Below are 18,309 nucleotides of genomic sequence, written 5' to 3'. Positions count from 1 at the left end.
GAGATCAGGCGGCGCACAGCTTCTCGGTCGTCAGCTCGGGGCCGGGCAGGTTGTCCGCCCCGAAGCCGAAGGGCTCGACGATGCGCAGCCACTCGCCGTTCTCGTGCAGCTTCCTCAGCTCGGCGTTGAACGCGTCGCGCAGCGCGGTGTCGCCGCTGCGGAAGACGAACCCGCCCGCCGAGACGACCTCCTGGCCGTCCTTTGTGGGCACGAAGCCCGGGGTGACCTCGACCGCTACGCCCTCGTTCTTCTTGACCAGGTCCTTCAGCGAGATGTCGGTCAGCGCGGCGGCGTAGACACGGCCGTCGGCGACCGCGCGCAGCAGGGTGTCCTGGCTGTCGAGGGTCTGGATGTCGGTGACCCCGGCCTCCTCGGCGTAGCCCTTCTCCACCGCGGCGGAGAGGACCGCGAGGGACACGCCCTCGGCCTTGACGCTCGCGAAGTCGGTGACGCCCTTGGGGTTGCCCTTCGGCACGAGCAGCGCGGTCAGCGCGGTGTAGTCCGGGATGGAGAACGCGACCTGGCCGCAGCGCTCGGGCGTGATGTTCATGCCCGCGGCGACCATGTCGAACTGGCGCGCGTTGATCCCCGGGATCAGGCCGTCGAACTTGCTGGCGACGGCCTCGACCTCGGGAATCCCCAACGCCTTGAACACCGCGCGGGCCACCTCCGGCGCCTCGCCGGTGACCCGGCCGCTGGCGTCGGTGTAGCCGTAGGGCGCCTCGTTGGCGATGCCGATCCGGATCTTCCCGTTCTGGCGGGCGGTCTCCAGCGTGTTGCCGGGCTCGGCGACCTGGCTGCACGCCGCGAGCGCCGGTACCGTCAGGGCCCCCGCCAACGCCGTTCTCCGGAAGAAGTCCCGCCGCGTCCAGCCCTGATCGACCACCGTTCGCCCCTTTTCGTGCATGCCTGCCAGTTCCGTGTGAGGGCACCGAACGTAACGGCATACTCCGATCGGGTCAACCGAATTGGCACAAATCAGGCGTTGACCAGGCCGTTCGCCTCCCGGATGACGGTCACGATCTCGGCCATGATCTGCGTCATCTCGTAGTCCTTGGGCGTGAAGACGCGCGCGACACCCTGATCGAGCAACACCTTCGCGTCGTCCGGCGGCACGATTCCGCCGACCACCACGGGGATGTCGCCCGCGCCCGCGGCGCGCAGCCCCTCGACGACCGCGGGAACGGCCTCCAGGTGCGAGCCGGAGAGGATCGAGAGTCCCACCACGTGCACGCCTTCCTGCACGGCGGCGGCCACGATCTGGTCGGCGGTGAGCCGGATTCCCTGGTACACGACCTCGAACCCGGTGTCCCGAGCGCGCACCGCGATCTGCTCGGCGCCGTTGGAGTGCCCGTCGAGGCCGGGCTTTCCGACGAGCATGCGCAGCCGCTCGCCCAGTTCCTCGCCGGTGGCCTTGACCCGCTCCCGCACCTCGCCGAGCGCGGCGCCCGCCTCGCCGGAGGCCGAAACCCCGGAGACGCCCGTGGGGGCGCGGTACTCGCCGAACACCTCGCGCAGGGCGGCCGACCACTCGCCGGTGGTCACGCCCGCGCGGGCGCAGGCCAGCGTGGCGTCCATCAGGTTGGCGTCGGTCTTGGCGGCGTCGCGCAGCGCGGCAAGGGATTCGGCGACGGCGTTACCGTCCCTTTCGGACCGCCACGCGGCGATCGCGTCGACGGCCTCGCGCTCGGCGACCGGGTCGACGGTCTCGATCGCCTTGACGCCGCCGGACTGCAGCGGGCTGGGCTCGGTGTTCTCGAACCGGTTGACCCCGACGATGACCTCCTCGCCCGCCTCGATCCGCCTGCGGCGGTCGGCGAGGGAGGACACCATCTGGGTCTTCATGTAGCCGTTCTCGACGGCGACCACCGCGCCGCCCATCGCCTGCACGCGGTCGATCTCGGCCTTGGCGCCCTGCACGATCTCGTCCACTTTGGCCTGGATGACCGGCGAGCCGTCGAAGATGTCCTCGTACTCCAGCAGGTCGGTCTCGTAGGCGAGGACCTGCTGCATGCGCAGCGCCCACTGCTGGTCCCACGGGCGGGGCAGGCCGAGCGCCTCGTTCCACGCGGGCAGCTGGATGGCGCGGGCGCGCGCCTTGCGCGACAGCGAGACGGCCAGCATCTCCAGCACGATGCGCTGGACGTTGTTCTCGGGCTGGGCCTCGGTCAGGCCGAGGGAGTTCACCTGGACGCCGTAGCGGAACCGGCGCTGCTTGGGGTCGGCGATGCCGTAGCGGTCGCGGGTGATCTCGTCCCACAGCTCGGTGAACGCCCGCATCTTGCACATCTCCTCGACGAAGCGGACGCCCGCGTTGACGAAGAAGGAGATGCGCGCGACGACCTCGCCGAAGCGCTCCTCGGGCACCTGCCCGGAGTTCTTGACAGCGTCGAGCACGGCGATGGCCGTGCACATGGAGTAGGCGACCTCCTGGACCGGGGTCGCGCCGACCTCCTGCAGGTGGTAGCTGCAGATGTTGATCGGGTTCCACTTGGGCACGTTCGCCACGGTCCAGGCCACCATGTCGGTGATCAGCCGCAGGCTGGGGCCGGGCGGGAAGACGTAGGTGCCCCGGGACAGGTACTCCTTGATGATGTCGTTCTGGGTGGTGCCCGCGAGCGTGGCGACGACCTCGTGCCAGTCGCGCCCCTCCGCCTCGGCCTGCTCCTGCGCGACGGTCACGTAGAGCGACAACAGCCACATGGCGGTCGCGTTGATCGTCATCGAGGTGTTGGCGCTGTTCAGCGGGATGCCGTCGAACAGCGTCCGCATGTCGCCGATGTGGCTGACCGGCACCCCGACCTTGCCGACCTCACCCCGGGCGAGTTCGTGGTCCGGGTCGTAGCCGGTCTGGGTGGGCAGGTCGAAGGCCACGGAGAGCCCCGTCTGCCCCTTGGCCAGGTTCCGCCGGTACAGCTCGTTGGACTTCCGCGCCGACGAGTGGCCCGCATAGGTCCGCATGACCCACGGACGGTCTCGCTCGCGATCAGTGGGGTACGGCACCGGTTAACCTCCGTTTACGCGCCCTTTCGGCGAAGCGTACTGGCCAGTAACGCGACTCCAGCGGTGCAATTGCTCACAGGATCGGTCGAGACGCCTCCAGCATCGGCGCTCACCCCCCGCCTCGCCAGTTCGCTCGTCGGATCGCGCCCGGTGAGGTGCTCTGGGCGAGCGACCCCCCAGTCGGACGGGTGGCGCCCTCTCCCTTCCCGGGGTCGGAACGCGCATCATGGGGTCTGTGAACCTGCCCGGCCCGTATCTGACCCTGGTGTCGCTGCTCGTCATCGGCCTACTGGGTCTGGTCCTGCGCTGGGCGTTCGCCGGAGACCGCAACCGCGACTACGGGATGCTGCGCGAGGTGGCGAAGGTCCCCAGCCAACGCGCCGCCGAGGTCGTCTCCGAACGCCTCCGCCTAGCAGGCGTCCGAACCACCACCGTCCCCTCCCCGGACGGCGAGTCGCTCAGCATCATGGTCTTCCCCGCCGACGAACACCGCGCCATCACCACCCTGCTCGACGACACGCCGTAGCCATGACTCGGGCGAGCCGTGGTGGGTGCGCCGACGCTCGACGACCGAGTCAGCAGGTCGCCGGTGATCCCAGGGATGCGAGAGAACTGGCGTTGGCCGCAGGGGTGAGTGGGGCAACTCCCACTCCAGAAACCGCTGCCAGTCCCCGTGCAGATCCGGAACCCCCGCCAGCGCCCCGACACGACTACCCCGGACCAGCACACCGACGAGAGCGATTTAGCGCCAGGACCCCGCCCTCTCGGCCCGAGAGCCACCGGCCCACCCTCACCCCCGACGACTACCGCCAGCTCTCTCGCACCCATGGGACTGCCCGCCAACGGGCCAGCCAGGACGCGCGCGGGCACCCGGACCAGCCAGGCGGCCGACGCACGTCTCCCGCCCACCTCGCACCCCAGGAAACCGCCGCCCGCCCACGTCTGCACCAGCTCCGGCGAGTGCCGCCAGCCGCGCCCTACGGGCCCACTTGCACTCCCGGCGTGTGCTGCCAGCCGCGTCCCACGGGCCCACTTGTACTCCCGGCGAGTGCCGCCAGCCCTCTCGTACCCATGGGACCGCGAGCCAACGGGCTGGTGCGCGTCCCGGCCTACTCGCACCCCGGGAGACCACCGCCAGGCCACGCCCCCATCGGCCCACTTGCACCCCTGAGATCGTCTCCGCTGCTGGGGCCTGGGGAAGTGGGTGGGCTGGTGAGGCCGAGGGGGCGGTGGGGCGGTGAGCCCAGGGTGGGAGAGAGCTGCGGCGGATGGGCTTGGGCTGGATTGGCCGGGGTGTGTGGGCGGGGTGCTGGGTGCCGTGGTGAGCCGGGGAGTGGGGTGCTGGGGGCCAGGGAGTGGGATGCCCGCCGTGGCGGGCAGGGGGAATGGGATGCCGGGGCCGTGGTGGGCCGGGGAGTGGGACGCCGGCCGTGGCGGGCAGGGGGAATGGGATGCCGGGGCCGTGGTGGGCCGGGGATTGGGGTGCTGGGGGTCGGGGAGTGGAATGCCGCGGCCATGGTGGGCCGGGGGGTGTGGGGGCGAGTGCCCGAGGTGTGGGGCGGAGTGCTTGGGGGTGTTGCGGGCCGCGGTCGGGGTATGGGCTGGCGGTGGCCTCCTGGGGTGCGAGTGGGCTGGTGGGCGTGGGGTGGGCCGGTGGTGGTCCGTGGGGGAGGGCGGACCACCACCGGAGTTGGGGTTAGGGGTGGGGGGTTACCACTCCTGCATGGGTTCCGCCTCGGCGGGTGGGTTCGCCTACTGCTTGGGTTTGGGTGGGGGTGAACTCCAGGGCTGCGGCTGCGCCGATGGTGGGTTGTGCGGTGAAGACGTGGCCTAGGGCGGTGAGGTCGCCTGCGGTGGCGATGAAGGCGGGCTCGGCGACGGTGGTGGGGGTGTTGCGTTGGGAGGCCCGGGGGGCGGCCACGGCGTCGCGCAGGGGCATGCCGAAGTCGATGCGGTTGACCAGGATCTGCAGGACCGTGGTGATGATCGTGGAGCCGCCGGGGGAGCCCAGGGCCAGGAACGGCTTGCCGTCGCGCAGGACGATGGTGGGGGACATGCTGGAGCGGGGGCGCTTGCCGGGGGCGGCCAGGTTGGGGTCGGGGGCGTCGCCCTGGGTGGGGGTGAAGTTGAAGTCGGTCAGCTCGTTGTTGAGCAGAAAGCCGCGGCCGGGGACGACGATGCCGCTGCCGCCCACCTGCTCGATCGTGTTCGTGTAGGAGACGATGTTGCCGCGGGCGTCGGACACCACGAAGTGGTTGGTGTGGGCCTCGTTCTCGCTGGACGCGGTGCCGGGCGGCGGCGGGACGCACTCGTGGTCGCCGTACGGGTTGCCGGGGGCGGCCGGGGCCGGGAGCACGCGGATGGGGTCGATCAGGCACGAGCGGGACTTGCCGTAGGACTCCGACAGCAGCGCCCGCTGGGGCACGGCGACGTACGCCGGGTCGCCGATGTAGCGGTTGCGGTCGGCGTAGGCGAGCTTGCTGGCCTCCAAGTAGTAGTGCAGCGCCTGCGACCGGTCGAGCGAGCCGAGGTCGAACGGCTCCAGGGTGTTCAGCGCCATGCCCACCGTCATGCCGCCGCTGGACGACGGAGCCATCCCGTACACGTCGTACCCGCGGTAGTTCACGTGCGTCGGCTTGCGGTCGATCGTGCGGTAGTGCCGCAGGTCGCTCAGCGTCATCAGGCCCGCTGGCGGGTCGATGGTGGCGTCGCGGGCCAGCGGCGGGTTCTGCACGGCGTCGACTACGTCGCGGCCGATGGCGCCGCCGTAGAACGCGCGCGTGCCGTGGCGGGCGATCTCGCGGTAGGTGGCGGCCAGGTCGGGGTTGCGCATGATCGTGCCCACCGCCGGCACCTTGCCGCCGGGCAGGAACAGCTCCGCGGTCGAGCTGAACTGGCGGAACCGGGGCTCGTTGTCCACGATCTCCTGGCGCAGCACGGGCGTCAGCGGCCAGCCGCGCTCGGCGACCTCGATGGCGGGCTGGAGCGCGTCGTCGAGGCCGAACCGGCCCCACTTGCGCAGGGCGCGCTCCCAGGTGGCCAGCATGCCGGGCGTGCCGACGGACAGCCCGCTGGTCACCGCGTCCCAGAACGGGTACGCCCGGCCCGTCGCCGGATCGACGAACATGCGTTCGTGCCCGGCGCGCGGGGTCGTCTCCCGCCCATCGATGGTGGAGACGCGGCCGGTGCGGGCGTCGTAGTGCACCCAGTACCCGCCGCCGCCCAGGCCCGCCATCATCGGGTCGGTGACGCCGAGCGTGGCGGCCACGGCGACGGCCGCGTCGGCAGCGGTGCCGCCCGCGCGCAGCACGCGCAGCCCGGCCTCGGTGGCCTCCGCGGTGTCGGACACGACCGCCCCGCCGGTCCCGACGGCGTAGTGGGTCGACGCGGCCGCCTGCACGGGCGCGGCGACCAGCCCGCAGCCGACGAGCAGGGTCGTCACGAGCGCTGTGGAGCGAGGTTTTCGCATCTCTTGCCTCTTCCCTGGTCCGGTATCGGTGCCTCCATCCTGGACCGGCGCGTGTGGCTCGGGCCACAGGAAGGCGCGGGCCTGTGGATAACTCCACGCCTGTCGGTGACAGTCGTTCCTGGACAAAACAGGTCGCCGAGAAGACCCGCAAGGGCTACCGGACGACCACCGACGGGGTGACGCAGCAGCAACCGCAACCGGGCGCACAGAAGGCCGGCGCACCGAAACCCAGCGCACTGCCGCCGAGCCCGCCGAGCCTGGGGCGGCACAGACGCCCCACCGCCTGGGGCGACGCGTCGACCCGACTCCTCACGGCCGCCGAGCTTCGCTGAGAAGCAGCGGCTGCGCTGGGCACAGGTTCACCCGCTGCACCGGGGCTTCCGGGTGAGGCTTCACGCGCCGCGGAATTTTCGGTGGGGAGTAGGAGGGTGGCCAGCTCGCCTGCTGTGCCGGGGTTCTGCGCGTCCCGGGGGTGGCGCGAAGGCGGGTGGAGGTGTCGATGGCGGTCCTCGCGGCCGCCGAGTCGGTGGGGCAGGAGGGGCAGCCAGGGTGGCGTGGCTCGCCTGCTGTGCCGCCGGTTATGCCTCAGGCGGCGGTGACCTGATTGCCCGGCTGGGTGGGGTGCCGAATCAAGTTCCCCGCGGCCGCTCGATCGGTGAGGCGCAGGAGTGCGCGGGCGGCCAGGCCGACGCCGGACATGGCCGCCCCAGTGCGTTCCGCCTCCTCACCGCCGCTGGGCTTCGGTCAGGAGCAGGAGCGCATAAGCGGCCAGTGACTGGGCGTCGGTGATCGTGCCTGTGCGGACCATGGTCTCGAAGTCCGTGCGGGGGAACCAGGCGCAGCGCATGTCCTGTTCCTCGGGTTCGCGTTCGTGCGGGCCCTCGGTCAGGTCGGTGGCCAGGAAGACGTGGCCGCGCTGGCTGGACATGCCGGGGGCGCAGTCGAGGCCGCCGATGCGGGTGATCGCGCCCGCGCGCAGGCCGGTCTCCTCGCGCAGTTCGCGGGCGGCCAGTTCCTCCGGCGGGCTGTCCGCGCGGTCCGGGGCGGTGCCCTGGGGGAACTCCCAGCGGCGCTCGCCCAGCGGGTAGCGGTACTGCTCGACCAACATGAGGCGGTCGCCGTCGAGGGGGATGATCAGGGCGTAGTCGGGCTTGTCGACCACGCCGTAGATGCCCGCGCTGCCGTCGGCGCGGCGCACATCGTCCTCCCGCACCGTCATCCACTGATTCGCGTACACCTGCCGAGTGCCCAGAGACTCCACGGGGCTCATTGTTAACCTGCTCCGCGTGCGTCTCGTGATCGCCCGGTGCCAGGTCGACTACGTCGGCAGGCTGACCGCCCACCTGCCGATGGCCAACCGACTCCTCCTCGTGAAGGCCGACGGCTCCGTCTCGGTCCACTCCGACGACCGCGCCTACAAGCCGCTGAACTGGATGACGCCGCCGTGCTGGCTCATCGAGGACCGCGGCGTGTGGACGGTGCAGAACAAGGCGGGGGAGAAGCTGGTGATCACCATCGAGGAGATCCGCCACGACTCCGCCCACGAGCTCGGCCCCGAGCCCGGCCTGGTCAAGGACGGTGTCGAGGCCCACCTGCAGGAACTGCTCGCCGAGCACATCACCACCCTCGGCGACGGCTACACCCTCGTCCGCCGCGAGTACCCGACGGCGATCGGCCCGGTCGACATCCTCTGCCGCGACCAGTCCGGCACCTCCGTCGCCGTCGAGATCAAACGCCGGGGCGAGATCGACGGCGTCGAGCAGCTGACCCGGTACCTGGAGCTGCTCAACCGAGACCCCCTGCTGTCCCCCGTCCGCGGGGTGTTCGCCGCCCAGCAGATCAAGCCCCAGGCCCGCACGCTGGCCGAGGACCGGGGCATCCGCTGCGTCACCCTCGACTACGACGCCCTCCGCGGCATCGAGCCCGACGAGTTCCGGCTGTTCTGAGCCCGCTCATCGTGCGGGAGCGCGCCCACCGCGCCATGCTTGGCCCGATCACGGGAGGGTGGGCATGGATGTCCTCGCGCAGGCGGATCTGCGGCTGGACGCGGGCTGGGTGGACTACGCCCTGCTCGCGGTCTACTTCGTCGTCGTGCTCGGGATCGGGTACATGGCGCGGCGGTCGGTGTCGAGCAGCCTGGACTTCTTCCTGTCGGGACGGTCGCTGCCCGCCTGGGTGACCGGACTGGCGTTCATCTCGGCCAACCTGGGCGCCGTCGAGATCTTCGGGATGACGGCCAACGGCGCGCAGTACGGCATACCGACCGTGCACTACTACTGGATCGGCGCGATCCCGGCCATGGTGTTCCTCGGCCTGGTGATGATGCCGTTCTACTACGGCTCCAAGGTGCGCAGCGTCCCGGAGTTCCTGCTGCGCCGGTTCGGCCGCCTCGCCCACCTGGTCAACGGGATCAGCTTCGCCACGGCGCAGGTGCTGATCGCGGGCATCAACCTCTTCGCCCTCGGCACGGTGGTCAACCTGCTGCTCGGCTGGCCGCTGTGGCTGTCGGTCGTGGTCGCCGCGGCGATCGTGCTGGCCTACACGTCGCTGGGCGGGCTGAGCGCGGCCGTCTACAACGAGGTCATGCAGTTCTTCGTCATCGTGGCGATGCTGCTGCCGCTGACGTTCATCGGCCTGCACCGCGTCGGCGGGTGGGACGGGCTGGTGGACAAGATCGCCGGGGACGCCGGGGCGCAGGTCAGCAGCTGGCCCGCGACGAACCTGACCGGCATCGGCGACGCGACGCTGTCGGTGCTCGGCATCGTCTTCGGCCTCGGCTTCGTGCTCAGCTTCGGCTACTGGACGACGAACTTCGCCGAGGTGCAGCGGGCCATGTCGGCCAAGTCCATGTCGGCGGCCCGGCGCACGCCGCTGATCGGCGCCTACCCGAAGACGCTGATCGCGCTGATCATCATCATCCCGGGCATGATCGCCGCGGTGCTCTCCCCCGAACTGGCCGCGTACAAGGCCGGGGAGAACACCGGCGTCGACTACAACGACGCGATCATGCTGCTGATCCGCGACCTGCTGCCCAACGGCATGCTCGGCATCGCGATCACCGGCCTGCTGGCCTCGTTCATGGCGGGCATGGCGGCCAACGTCAGCTCGTTCAACACCGTCTTCACCTACGACATCTGGCAGTCCTACATCCGCAAGGACAGGCCGGACGACTACTACCTGCGCGTCGGCCGCATCGTCACCGTCGTCGGCTGCCTGGCCGCGATCGGCACCGCGTTCATCGCCGCCGGCTACAACAACATCATGAACTACCTGCAGGCGTTGTTCAGCTTCTTCAACGCCCCGCTGTTCGCCACGTTCATCCTGGGCATGTTCTGGAAGCGGATGACGCCGCTCGCGGGCGGCCTCGGCCTGATCGCGGGCACGCTGGCCGCGATCACCATCGACGTGCTGAACCGGGCGGGCGTGCTGGACCTCGCCGGGCAGGGCGCGAGCTTCATCGCCGCGATCACCGCGTTCGTCGTCGACATCGCCGTCAGCGTGGCGGTCTCGCTGGCGACCCGGCCGAAACCGGACCGCGAACTGGTCGGCCTGGTGTGGTCGCTGACCCCGCGCGACCAGTGGAAGGAGACCCACGGCGACGCGAGCGGCTGGTACCGGCGGCCCGCCGTGCTCGCGGTGGGCGTGCTCGCCCTGACCGCCGCGCTCAACGTCATCTTCTGGTGAGGGGGACCCCATGGCCAAGAAAGCCGGACTGTTCGACCTGCGGGGCATCCTGGCCCTGCTCTTCGCCGTCTACGGAGTGGTCCTCACGATCATGGGGCTGTTCTCGACCTCGGCGGAGGACCTGCGCAAGGCGGGCGGGATCAACGTGAACCTGTGGGTCGGTCTGGGGATGCTGGTCGCCGCGGCGCTGTTCGCGCTGTGGCAGTGGCTGCGCCCGCTGGCGATCCCCACCGAGCCCGCCGAACCCACCGAGTCCGCAGAGCCCGCGGAGCCGACCGGGTGATCCGGTCGATAGCTTGCACGCTGAATCGGGCGCTACCGCCACGCCGGGCCCCGGGTGTAGGAACGAAGCCGGGACTCAAGGAGGCGACCCGATGAAGAAGATCATCAACCGGCCGGACACGGTGGTCGTCGACAGCCTGCGCGGCCTGGCCGCCGCGCACGCGGACCTGCTGCGCGTGATCGCCGACCCGGCCCAGGTGCTGCGCGCCGACGCGCCCGTGCGCGGCAAGGTCGCGCTGGTATCCGGCGGCGGGTCGGGGCACGAGCCCCTGCACGGCGGGTTCGTCGGCCCGGGCATGCTCGACGCCGCCTGCCCCGGCGCGGTGTTCACCTCCCCGACGCCCGACCAGGTGCACGCGGCGGTCACCGCGGTCCACGGCGGCGCGGGCGTGCTGCTGCTGGTCAAGAACTACACCGGCGACGTGCTGAACTTCGAGACGGCCGCCGAGCTGGCCGCCGCCGACGGCATCGACGTGCGGACGGTGGTCATCGACGACGACGTGGCCGTGCGCGACTCGACCTTCACCGCGGGGCGGCGCGGCGTCGGCGGGACGGTGCTGCTGGAGAAGATCGTCGGGGCGGCCGCGGAGTCCGGCGCCGACCTCGACACCTGCGAGCGCGTCGCGCGCGCCGTCGTCGCCGAGGTCCGGTCGATGGGCATGGCGCTGACCGCGCCGACCGTCCCGCACGTCGGCTCGCCGAGCTTCGAGCTGGGCGCGGACGAGATGGAGGTCGGCATCGGCATCCACGGCGAGCCGGGACGCGCGCGGACACCGCTGGTGGGCGCCGAGGGGATCGTCACCGGGCTGCTGGACCCGATCCTGGAGGACCTGCCGTTCGCCGAGGGCGACGACGTCCTGCTGTTCACCAACTCCATGGGCGGCACGCCGCTGCTGGAGCTGTACCTGGCGCACGGCATCGCCGAGGACCTGCTGGCCGCGCGCGGCATCGAGGTCAGGCGGCGGCTGGTGGGGCCGTACATCACCAGCCTGGAAATGCAGGGCGTGAGCCTGACGCTGCTGCGCATGACCGACGAGCTGCTGGAGTACTGGGACGCCCCGGTGCGCACGGCGGCGCTGCGCTGGGGGTGCTGATGCGCTGTGACACCGCCGGGGTCATCGCTGGCGTGCGGCGGGCGGCCGAGGCCGTCGCCGCGCACCGCGACGAGCTGGTCGACCTGGACAAGGCCATCGGCGACGGCGACCACGGCGAGAACCTCAAGCGCGGCTTCGGGTTCGTCGTCGACGCGCTCGACTCGTCCACTTTCGACACACCCGGCGCGGTGCTCAAGATGGTGGCCACGACGCTGATCTCCAAGGTCGGCGGCGCCTCGGGCCCGCTGTACGGGACGGCGTTCCTGCGCGCGGCGACGCTGGCAGGCGAGGCGCCGGAGATCGACCTCGTCGCGGCGCTGCAGGCCGCGCTCGGCGGGATCGTCGACCGGGGCAAGGCCGTGGTCGGCGACAAGACGATCGTGGACGCGCTCGCGCCCGCCGTCGAGGCCGGGCTCGGCGGGGCGACGCTGGCCGGGATCGCCGACGCCGCCGACGAGGGCGCCGCGTCCACCGTCGCGCTGGTGGCGCGCAAGGGCCGCGCGTCGTACCTGGGCCAGCGCAGCGCCGGGCACCTGGACCCGGGCGCCCGCTCGACGGCGATCATGCTCCGCGCGTTCGCCGGGGGCGGCTCGTGACGCGCGTCGGCCTGGTGCTGGTCTCGCACAGCGCCCGGCTGGCCGACGGCCTGGCCGAGCTGGCCGCGCAGATGGCCCCGGACGTGGCGATCATCCCCGCAGGCGGGTCCGACGGCGAGCTGGGCACGGACTTCGACCTGGTCTCCGACGCCCTGTCCCGGGCGCAGTCCGGCGCGGGCGTGGTGCTGCTGTACGACCTGGGCAGCGCCAAGCTCGTCGCCGACATCGCCGTGGAGATGCTGGGCGACCCGACGAGCGCGGCGGTGGTCGACGCGCCGCTGGTCGAGGGCGCGATCGCGGCGGCCGCGGCCGCCCAGTCCGGCGCGGACCTCGACGCGGTGCTGTCGGCCGCGGCGTCCGCGCTGAGCGCGGGCGCGGACGGCCCGACCGCCTCGGGCAACCGGGTGGAGATCGAGCTGACCAACGACGTCGGCCTGCACGCGCGCCCCGCGGGCCTGCTGGTCCGCGCCCTCGCCGACCTCGACGCCGAGGTGACGGTCGAGTACCAGGGCCGCACCGCCGACGCCCGCAGCGTCCTGGGCCTGCTGGGCCTCGGCGCCCCCGGCGGCGCCCGGGTGAGCGTCACCGCGGACGGCCCCGACGCGTCGGAGGCCCTGGGCCGGGTCGAGGACCTGGCCGCCCGCCGCTTCGCGAGCTGAAAAACCGGGTGCGGCGGACGGGCTCGGACGGCGACGCTGTCGGCGATGGAACTCGACGAACTGCTCGCCCGGCGGCTGGTGCGTGACCAGTTCCCGGCGTGGGCCGACCTGCCGGTGACCCCGGTCGAGGTCGGCGGCTGGGACAACCGGACCTTCCGACTCGGCGACGAACTGAGCGTGCGCCTACCCAGCGGGGAGTGGTACGCGCTGCAGGTGGCCAAGGAGCAGCGCTGGCTGCCGGTGCTGGCGAAGGGCCTCCCGCTGCCCATCCCGACCCCGGTCGCGCTGGGGCGGCCCGCGCTCGGCTACCCGTACCCGTGGTCGGTCTACCGCTGGCTCGACGGCCGCAGCGCCAACACCGCGCCGATCGTCGACCACACCCGCTTCGCCACCGACCTCGCCGGGTTCCTGGCAGCACTGCGCCGGATCGACGCCACCGGCGGGCTCGAGCCGGGCAAGCACAACTTCTTCCGCGGCGCGCCCGTCGAGGTGTACGCGGAGGAGACGCTGCGGGCGATCGACGCGCTGGGCGCGGAGATCCCGCGCGACGCCGTGCGCGCGGTGTGGGACGACGCCGTGGCCAGCCGGTGGACGGGCGCGCCGGTGTGGTTCCACGGCGACGTCGCCGTGGGCAACCTCCTGGTGCGCGACGGCAGGCTGAGCGCGGTGATCGACTTCGGCACCAGCGGGGTCGGCGACCCCGCCTGCGACGTGGTCATCGCCTGGACCCTGCTCACCGGCGGCAGCCGCGACGCCTTCCGCCGCGCGCTGGACGTCGACGCCGCCACCTGGGCCCGCGGCCGGGGGTGGGCGCTGTGGAAAGCCCTGATCACCCTGGTCGAGGCCCTGGAGCGCGGCGAGGAGGGCACGCTGCCGCGCCGGGACATCCGACGGGTGCTGGCCGACGCGGCGGGCTGATTCGGTACCGGTCCAGTGGCGGAGTTCACCCGTCACGCCCGCGAACGCGTGGCAGGATCGACCGAAAGTTACCCGCAGGTAGCAATCGGAGGTCGTTGTGGCGCGAGAGTTCTCCACCATCGGTGTTGTCGGCCTGGGGACCATGGGCGCGGGCATCGCCGAGGTACTCGCGCGCACCGGGCTCACCGTCGTCGCGGTCGAGGTCGACGAGGCCGGGATCGAGCGCGGCAAGGGCCACATCACGCACTCCACGGCCCGCGCGCTGGCCAAGGGCAAGCTCGACGAGGCCGCGCACGCCGAGGTGCACTCCCGCATCAGCTACACCACCGAGCTGGCCGACCTGGCCGACGCCGACCTGGTGATCGAGGCCATCCCGGAGAGCCTGGCCGACAAGGCGGCGCTCTTCGCCGAACTCGACAAGATCGTCAAGCCGGAGGCGATCCTGGCCTCCAACACCAGCTCGCTGTCGATCACCGAGATCGGTGTCCACACGGGACGCCCGGGCAAGGTCGTCGGCCTGCACTTCTTCAACCCGGCCCCGGTCCTCAAGCTGACCGAGATCGTGCGCACCGTCGTCACCGAGCCCGACGTGGTCGCCGACGTGGTCGAGTTCGCCAAGCGGCTGGGCAAGGAGCCGGTCGTGATGGGCGACCGGGCGGGCTTCATCGCCAACGCGCTGCTGTTCGGCTACCTCAACCACGCCGTGTCGATGTACGAGCAGAAGTACGCCACCCGCGAGGACCTCGACGCGGCCATGCGCTTCGGCTGCGGCTACCCGATGGGCCCGCTGGCGCTGCTGGACCTGATCGGCCTCGACACCGCGTACGAGATCCTGGAGACGATGTACGCGCAGTCGCGCAACCGCCTGCACGCGCCGTCCCCGATCCTCAAGCAGATGATCACCGCGGGCCTGCTCGGCCGCAAGACCGGCCGCGGCTTCTACACCTACGACGCCCCCGACTCGCCCACCGTCGTCGCCGACGCCCAGACCCCGGCCGCCGCCGCGGACGGCGACGTCGCCCTGCGCGAGGTCCGGCGGGTCGGCGTCGTGGGCACCGGCACGATGGCCACGGGCATCGTGGAGGTCTTCGCCCGCAAGGGGTTCGACGTCATCCTGCGCGCCCGCACCGCCGACAAGGCCCAGGCCGCGCTCGGCAAGGTCCGCAAGTCCCTGGACCGCCAGGTCGCCAAGGGCAGGCTCGCCGAGGACGCGCGCGACGAGATCCTGGCCAGGGTCACCCCGGCGGTGGAGTTCGAGGAGCTGGCCGACTGCGACCTCGTCATCGAGGCCGTGGCCGAGGACCTGGCCGTCAAGCAGGCCGTCTTCGGCGCGCTGGACGAGGTGGTCAAGCCGGGCGCGATCCTGGCCACCACGACCTCCTCGCTGCCGGTGATCGAGTGCGCTGCGGCGACCTCGCGCCCGGCCGACGTCGTGGGCCTGCACTTCTTCAACCCGGCCCCGATCATGAAGCTGGTCGAGATCGTCGAGACCATCTCCACCTCGGCCGACGTCGTGGCCACCGCGCACGCGCTGTGCCAGCAGGTCGGCAAGCACCCCGTGCACTGCGGCGACCGCGCGGGCTTCATCGTCAACGCGCTGCTGTTCCCGTACCTCAACGACGCGGTGAAGATGCTGGAGGCGCACTACGCCGACGCCGACGACATTGACACCGCGATGAAGGTCGGGTGCGGGCTGCCGATGGGCCCGTTCGAGCTGCTGGACGTGGTCGGCCTCGACGTCTCGCTGGCCATCCAGCGCACGCTCTACAACGAGTTCCGCGAGGCGGGCTTCGCGCCCGCCCCGCTGCTGGAGCACCTCGTCACCGCGGGGCGCCTCGGCCGCAAGACCGGCAAGGGCTTCCGCGACTACAGCTGAGCGGCTAGCCGCAGCACCCGCCCCCGCAGCAGCCGCCGCCGGGGGCGGGCGCCGCGGCCCCGCCGGAGAGCCCGGCCATGGTGAGCAGCTTCACGGTGTCGTCGTGCCCGTCCGGACACGACGCGGGCGCGGCGGACTCGCTCATCGGCCGCTTCACATCGAAGGTGGCGCCGCACTCGCGGCACCGGAACTCGTAGGTGGGCACGCACCCATTCTGCCTCACGCATAACCTACAGACCCGTGCCCCGTCGCAACCGCAGCCAGCCGACCGGTCCCCGCCCGCTCAGCGGCGCCCTCGCCGACCAGCGCCGCGAGTCCGGACCCGACGGCGAGTGGTTGGTGCGCAACGTGCCCGGCACCCACGCGACCAAGACCTACCGCTGCCCCGGCTGCGACCACGAGATCCGGCCGGGCACCGCGCACGTCGTGGCGTGGTCGGCCGAGGACGGCGGGACCGTGGCCGACCGTCGGCATTGGCACACCGGATGTTGGTCGGCTCGGTCGCGTCGGCGCTGGTAATGGACGATCATGGAGGGTATGCGCACCCTTCCCTGCCCCAAGCCGTGGCGCCGCCCCGACGGGACGCCCCGGCAGGACACCATCCCGACCGGCGCGGCGTGCACCGTGGCCGTCGACGGCGAGACGGGGCTGCTGCTCCCCAGCAGGGGGACCAGCCGCACGGCCGCGTTCGTGCTGGTGGGCGTGGGACTCGCGCTGGCGGTGCTGTCCGGGTTCCTGGTGACGGCCAGCCCGGTGATCGCGGTCGCGGGCGGGGTCGTGCTCGGGCTGCTCGGCGTCCTGCTGATCGCCGCGGGGCTGTTCGCGCTCAAGCACCGGCCGGTCGCCACCGGCTTCATGCTCACCCCGGACGCCGTCGTGCTCACCTGGCTGCGGCCCGTGGTCCGGTTGCCGTGGGACGTGATCAGCGAGATCCGTCCGCTGGCGCTGCGCATGGGCCGGTCCCCGGACGCGCCGAGCCGCAACTACCTCGGCCTGGTCTCGCGCGGCAAGCCCGACGTGGGCGAGCGGATGCGGAAGGTGGCGGTGCGGTTCGGGCCGGACGTGGCGTGCGCGGTGCCGGTGGGGTCGCTGAACGTCGACCAGCTGGTCGTGCTGCACACCCTGGAGTTCTACCGCGACCACCCGGAGGCCCGCGCCGAGCTGGCGGGCGACGCCGCGGTGCTGCGGGTGCGCGAGGCGCGGCTGCACGACGCAGAATGACGCCGTGACGACTCTCGTTCTGCTGCACGCCTTCCCCATGGACTCGCGGATGTGGGACGGGGTGCGGTCGCTGCCCGGCCTGATCACCCCGGACCTGCCCGGCTTCGGCTCCGCCCCGCTGCCCGCCTCCGAACCGGACCTCGGCGCGATGGCCGACGCCGTCATCGCCAGCATGGACGACGAGGGCGTGGAGCGCGCGGTCGTCGGCGGCTGCTCGATGGGCGGCTACGTGGCGATGGCGCTGCTGCGCAAGGCCCCGGCGCGGGTGTCGGGCCTGCTCCTCGTCGACACCAAGGCCACCGCGGACGCCCAGGAGGCGGCGGCGAACCGGCTCGCGGTGGCCGAGCGGGCCGAGCGCGAGGGCATCACGCCCTGGCTGGCCGACGCGATGCTGCCCTCGCTGGTGGCCGACCCGGCGCACGCGGGCGTCGTCCGCGAGCTGATGGAGTCCCAGGACCCCGCCGCCGTCGCCTGGGCCCAGCGCGCGATGGCGGCCCGCCCGGCGTCCCACGACGTGCTGCGCACGAGCGTGCCGACACTGGTCGTGCACGGCGCGGAGGACCGGATGATGCCGGTGGCGCTGGCGGAGGAGCTGGCCGACCTCACCTCCGGCACCCTGACCGTCCTGCCCGGCGTCGGCCACCTGCCGCCGATCGAGGCGCCCGAGGCGTTCGCCGCCGCCGTGCGCCCGTGGCTGGCGGGCCTGTGAACGCCATCGCGCGCGGCTGGGACGAGGCCGCGGACGGCTACCTGGACTACTTCGTGCCTCGCTTCGCCCCGTGGGTGGCCGCCGCTGTCGACGCGCTCCCGGCTGCCCTCCCCGACGGCCCGATCCTGGTCCCGTGCTGCGGCCCGTTCCCGGAACTCGACCTGCTCGGGGCCCGGTTCCCCGGTCGGGAGATCGTCGGGGTCGACCTGTCGGAGGGCATGGTGAGCCGGGCGCGGGAGCGGGCGCGGCGCTGGCCGTCCGCGCGCGTGGTCCAGGGCGACGCCACCGACCTCGCCGCGTGGTCCGGATGTGCCGCCGTGGTGTCGGTGTTCGGCTTGCAGCAGATGCCCGACCCGGAGCGGGCGGCCCGCTCGTGGGCGTCGGTGCTGCGGCCGTCGGGCTGGCTGTCGATCGTGTACTGGCCGGAACAGACCGAAGAGGACGGCCCCTTCGCCCGCGTCCGCGCGGTGCTGGGCGGGAAGACGTCGGACAGGACATGGGAAACCCGCCTGCTGACGAACACCCCCACCACCATCGAGCGCGACGAGACCATCACCTTCCCGATGACCCACCCGAGCGCCGAGGAGTTCATCGACGCCTACACCACCTCCGGCCCCATGCGAGCCCGAGCCCTGACCGAAGGCGAAGCCTTCGTCGAGCGAATCCGAACGCACTTCCTCCGCGACACCCCCCAGGGCGAGTGGCGACACCACCCCCAAGCCCGCCTCCTCCTCGCCCGCCGCGAGTTGTCCACAGGCGCGGAGTAACGTCCCTGGCCATCTGCGGGTGCGGTGGTCT

Annotated in this window: 18 protein-coding genes; 13 read left to right on the top strand and 5 right to left on the bottom strand. The window is 72.2% G+C overall.

What is annotated here, in order from left to right; all coding sequences use genetic code 11:
• Window positions 1–4: 4 nt before the first annotated feature.
• Together ehuB and Actkin_RS25570 are read right to left on the bottom strand one after the other, a co-directional pair.
• Window positions 5–886 carry an ectoine/hydroxyectoine ABC transporter substrate-binding protein EhuB gene (gene ehuB, locus Actkin_RS25575; RefSeq protein ID WP_229787561.1) on the bottom strand — a complete coding sequence of 294 codons (882 nt, stop codon included), beginning with the start codon at window positions 884–886 and terminating at the stop codon, window positions 5–7.
• A gap of 92 nt (window positions 887–978) precedes the next feature.
• Window positions 979–3,003: an ethylmalonyl-CoA mutase gene (locus Actkin_RS25570; protein WP_189213529.1), complete on the bottom strand. Its 2,025-nt coding sequence runs from the start codon at window positions 3,001–3,003 to the stop codon at window positions 979–981.
• A 235-nt stretch (window positions 3,004–3,238) separates the two neighbouring features.
• Here Actkin_RS25570 and Actkin_RS25565 point away from each other — a divergent pair, with 235 nt between their 5' ends.
• Entirely contained in the window at window positions 3,239–3,529 is a 291-nt protein-coding gene (locus tag Actkin_RS25565; protein ID WP_229787559.1) for a hypothetical protein, read from the top strand.
• A gap of 1,170 nt (window positions 3,530–4,699) precedes the next feature.
• Here the strand turns inward: Actkin_RS25565 and ggt are convergent.
• Together ggt and Actkin_RS25555 are read right to left on the bottom strand one after the other, a co-directional pair.
• Window positions 4,700–6,472: a gamma-glutamyltransferase gene (gene ggt / locus Actkin_RS25560; RefSeq protein WP_258904522.1), complete on the bottom strand. Its 1,773-nt coding sequence runs from the start codon at window positions 6,470–6,472 to the stop codon at window positions 4,700–4,702.
• A 724-nt stretch (window positions 6,473–7,196) separates the two neighbouring features.
• A complete protein-coding gene (locus Actkin_RS25555; RefSeq protein ID WP_258904521.1) occupies window positions 7,197–7,742 on the bottom strand; it encodes an NUDIX domain-containing protein in 546 nt (181 codons plus the stop codon).
• A gap of 16 nt (window positions 7,743–7,758) precedes the next feature.
• Between Actkin_RS25555 and nucS the strand changes: the two genes are divergently transcribed.
• The 8 genes from nucS to Actkin_RS25515 all read left to right on the top strand — a co-directional run bounded on the left by nucS (window position 7,759) and on the right by Actkin_RS25515 (window position 15,581).
• On the top strand, window positions 7,759–8,418 hold the full coding sequence (nucS, locus tag Actkin_RS25550; protein ID WP_258904519.1) for an endonuclease NucS: 660 nt from the start codon (window positions 7,759–7,761) through the stop codon (window positions 8,416–8,418).
• A 64-nt stretch (window positions 8,419–8,482) separates the two neighbouring features.
• Window positions 8,483–10,156 (top strand): sodium:solute symporter family protein, encoded by a 1,674-nt coding sequence (locus Actkin_RS25545; RefSeq protein WP_189213524.1) that lies wholly within the window; start codon window positions 8,483–8,485, stop codon window positions 10,154–10,156.
• Between the two features lie 10 nt (window positions 10,157–10,166).
• Window positions 10,167–10,439, top strand: a complete 273-nt coding sequence (locus Actkin_RS25540; RefSeq protein ID WP_258904518.1) for a hypothetical protein — start codon at window positions 10,167–10,169, stop codon at window positions 10,437–10,439.
• Between the two features lie 91 nt (window positions 10,440–10,530).
• A complete protein-coding gene (dhaK, locus tag Actkin_RS25535; protein ID WP_258904517.1) occupies window positions 10,531–11,532 on the top strand; it encodes a dihydroxyacetone kinase subunit DhaK in 1,002 nt (333 codons plus the stop codon).
• Window positions 11,532–12,128, top strand: a complete 597-nt coding sequence (gene dhaL / locus Actkin_RS25530) for a dihydroxyacetone kinase subunit DhaL (RefSeq protein ID WP_258904516.1) — start codon at window positions 11,532–11,534, stop codon at window positions 12,126–12,128. The genes dhaK and dhaL overlap by 1 nt, the downstream gene beginning before the upstream one ends.
• Window positions 12,125–12,787, top strand: a complete 663-nt coding sequence (gene dhaM, locus Actkin_RS25525; protein WP_258904515.1) for a dihydroxyacetone kinase phosphoryl donor subunit DhaM — start codon at window positions 12,125–12,127, stop codon at window positions 12,785–12,787. The genes dhaL and dhaM overlap by 4 nt, the downstream gene beginning before the upstream one ends.
• A 45-nt stretch (window positions 12,788–12,832) precedes the next feature.
• A complete protein-coding gene (locus tag Actkin_RS25520; protein WP_258904514.1) occupies window positions 12,833–13,705 on the top strand; it encodes an aminoglycoside phosphotransferase family protein in 873 nt (290 codons plus the stop codon).
• A gap of 97 nt (window positions 13,706–13,802) precedes the next feature.
• Window positions 13,803–15,581 carry a 3-hydroxyacyl-CoA dehydrogenase family protein gene (locus tag Actkin_RS25515; protein ID WP_258904513.1) on the top strand — a complete coding sequence of 593 codons (1,779 nt, stop codon included), beginning with the start codon at window positions 13,803–13,805 and terminating at the stop codon, window positions 15,579–15,581.
• Between the two features lie 4 nt (window positions 15,582–15,585).
• On the opposite strand, the gene Actkin_RS25510 is transcribed toward Actkin_RS25515, so the two are convergent.
• Entirely contained in the window at window positions 15,586–15,786 is a 201-nt protein-coding gene (locus Actkin_RS25510; RefSeq protein ID WP_189213517.1) for an FmdB family zinc ribbon protein, read from the bottom strand.
• Window positions 15,787–15,821: 35 nt separating this feature from the next.
• Between Actkin_RS25510 and Actkin_RS25505 the strand changes: the two genes are divergently transcribed.
• The 4 genes from Actkin_RS25505 to Actkin_RS25490 are packed head-to-tail and all read left to right on the top strand — an operon-like array spanning window position 15,822 to window position 18,278.
• On the top strand, window positions 15,822–16,100 hold the full coding sequence (locus tag Actkin_RS25505) for an Rv1322 family protein (protein WP_189213516.1): 279 nt from the start codon (window positions 15,822–15,824) through the stop codon (window positions 16,098–16,100).
• Window positions 16,101–16,118: 18 nt separating this feature from the next.
• A complete protein-coding gene (locus Actkin_RS25500) occupies window positions 16,119–16,802 on the top strand; it encodes a hypothetical protein (protein ID WP_189213515.1) in 684 nt (227 codons plus the stop codon).
• 4 nt (window positions 16,803–16,806) lie between these two features.
• Window positions 16,807–17,511, top strand: coding sequence for an alpha/beta fold hydrolase (locus Actkin_RS25495; RefSeq protein ID WP_258904512.1), 705 nt, complete (start codon window positions 16,807–16,809; stop codon window positions 17,509–17,511).
• The gene (locus Actkin_RS25490; protein WP_258904511.1) at window positions 17,508–18,278 is read left to right on the top strand and encodes a class I SAM-dependent methyltransferase; all 771 of its coding nucleotides are present in this window, start codon (window positions 17,508–17,510) and stop codon (window positions 18,276–18,278) included. Before Actkin_RS25495 ends, Actkin_RS25490 begins: the two co-directional genes overlap by 4 nt.
• Window positions 18,279–18,309: the final 31 nt, after the last annotated feature.

It is taken from the genome of Actinokineospora sp. UTMC 2448, from assembly GCF_024760565.1.
Lineage (GTDB): Bacteria > Actinomycetota > Actinomycetes > Mycobacteriales > Pseudonocardiaceae > Actinokineospora > Actinokineospora fastidiosa.
Note: the sequence above shows the minus strand (reverse complement) of the source record. Positions and strands in the feature narration are given on the sequence as shown.

Excerpts from the sequence above, each read along its gene's own strand:
- ggt (WP_258904522.1), bottom strand. The coding sequence starts at position 6,472 with ATGCGAAAACCTCGCTCCACAGCGCTCGTGACGACCCTGCTCGTCGGC.
- Actkin_RS25555 (WP_258904521.1), bottom strand. The coding sequence starts at position 7,742 with ATGAGCCCCGTGGAGTCTCTGGGCACTCGGCAGGTGTACGCGAATCAG.
- Actkin_RS25545 (WP_189213524.1), top strand. The coding sequence starts at position 8,483 with ATGGATGTCCTCGCGCAGGCGGATCTGCGGCTGGACGCGGGCTGGGTG.
- Actkin_RS25540 (WP_258904518.1), top strand. The coding sequence starts at position 10,167 with ATGGCCAAGAAAGCCGGACTGTTCGACCTGCGGGGCATCCTGGCCCTG.
- dhaK (WP_258904517.1), top strand. The coding sequence starts at position 10,531 with ATGAAGAAGATCATCAACCGGCCGGACACGGTGGTCGTCGACAGCCTG.
- dhaL (WP_258904516.1), top strand. The coding sequence starts at position 11,532 with ATGCGCTGTGACACCGCCGGGGTCATCGCTGGCGTGCGGCGGGCGGCC.
- Actkin_RS25520 (WP_258904514.1), top strand. The coding sequence starts at position 12,833 with ATGGAACTCGACGAACTGCTCGCCCGGCGGCTGGTGCGTGACCAGTTC.
- Actkin_RS25500 (WP_189213515.1), top strand. The coding sequence starts at position 16,119 with ATGCGCACCCTTCCCTGCCCCAAGCCGTGGCGCCGCCCCGACGGGACG.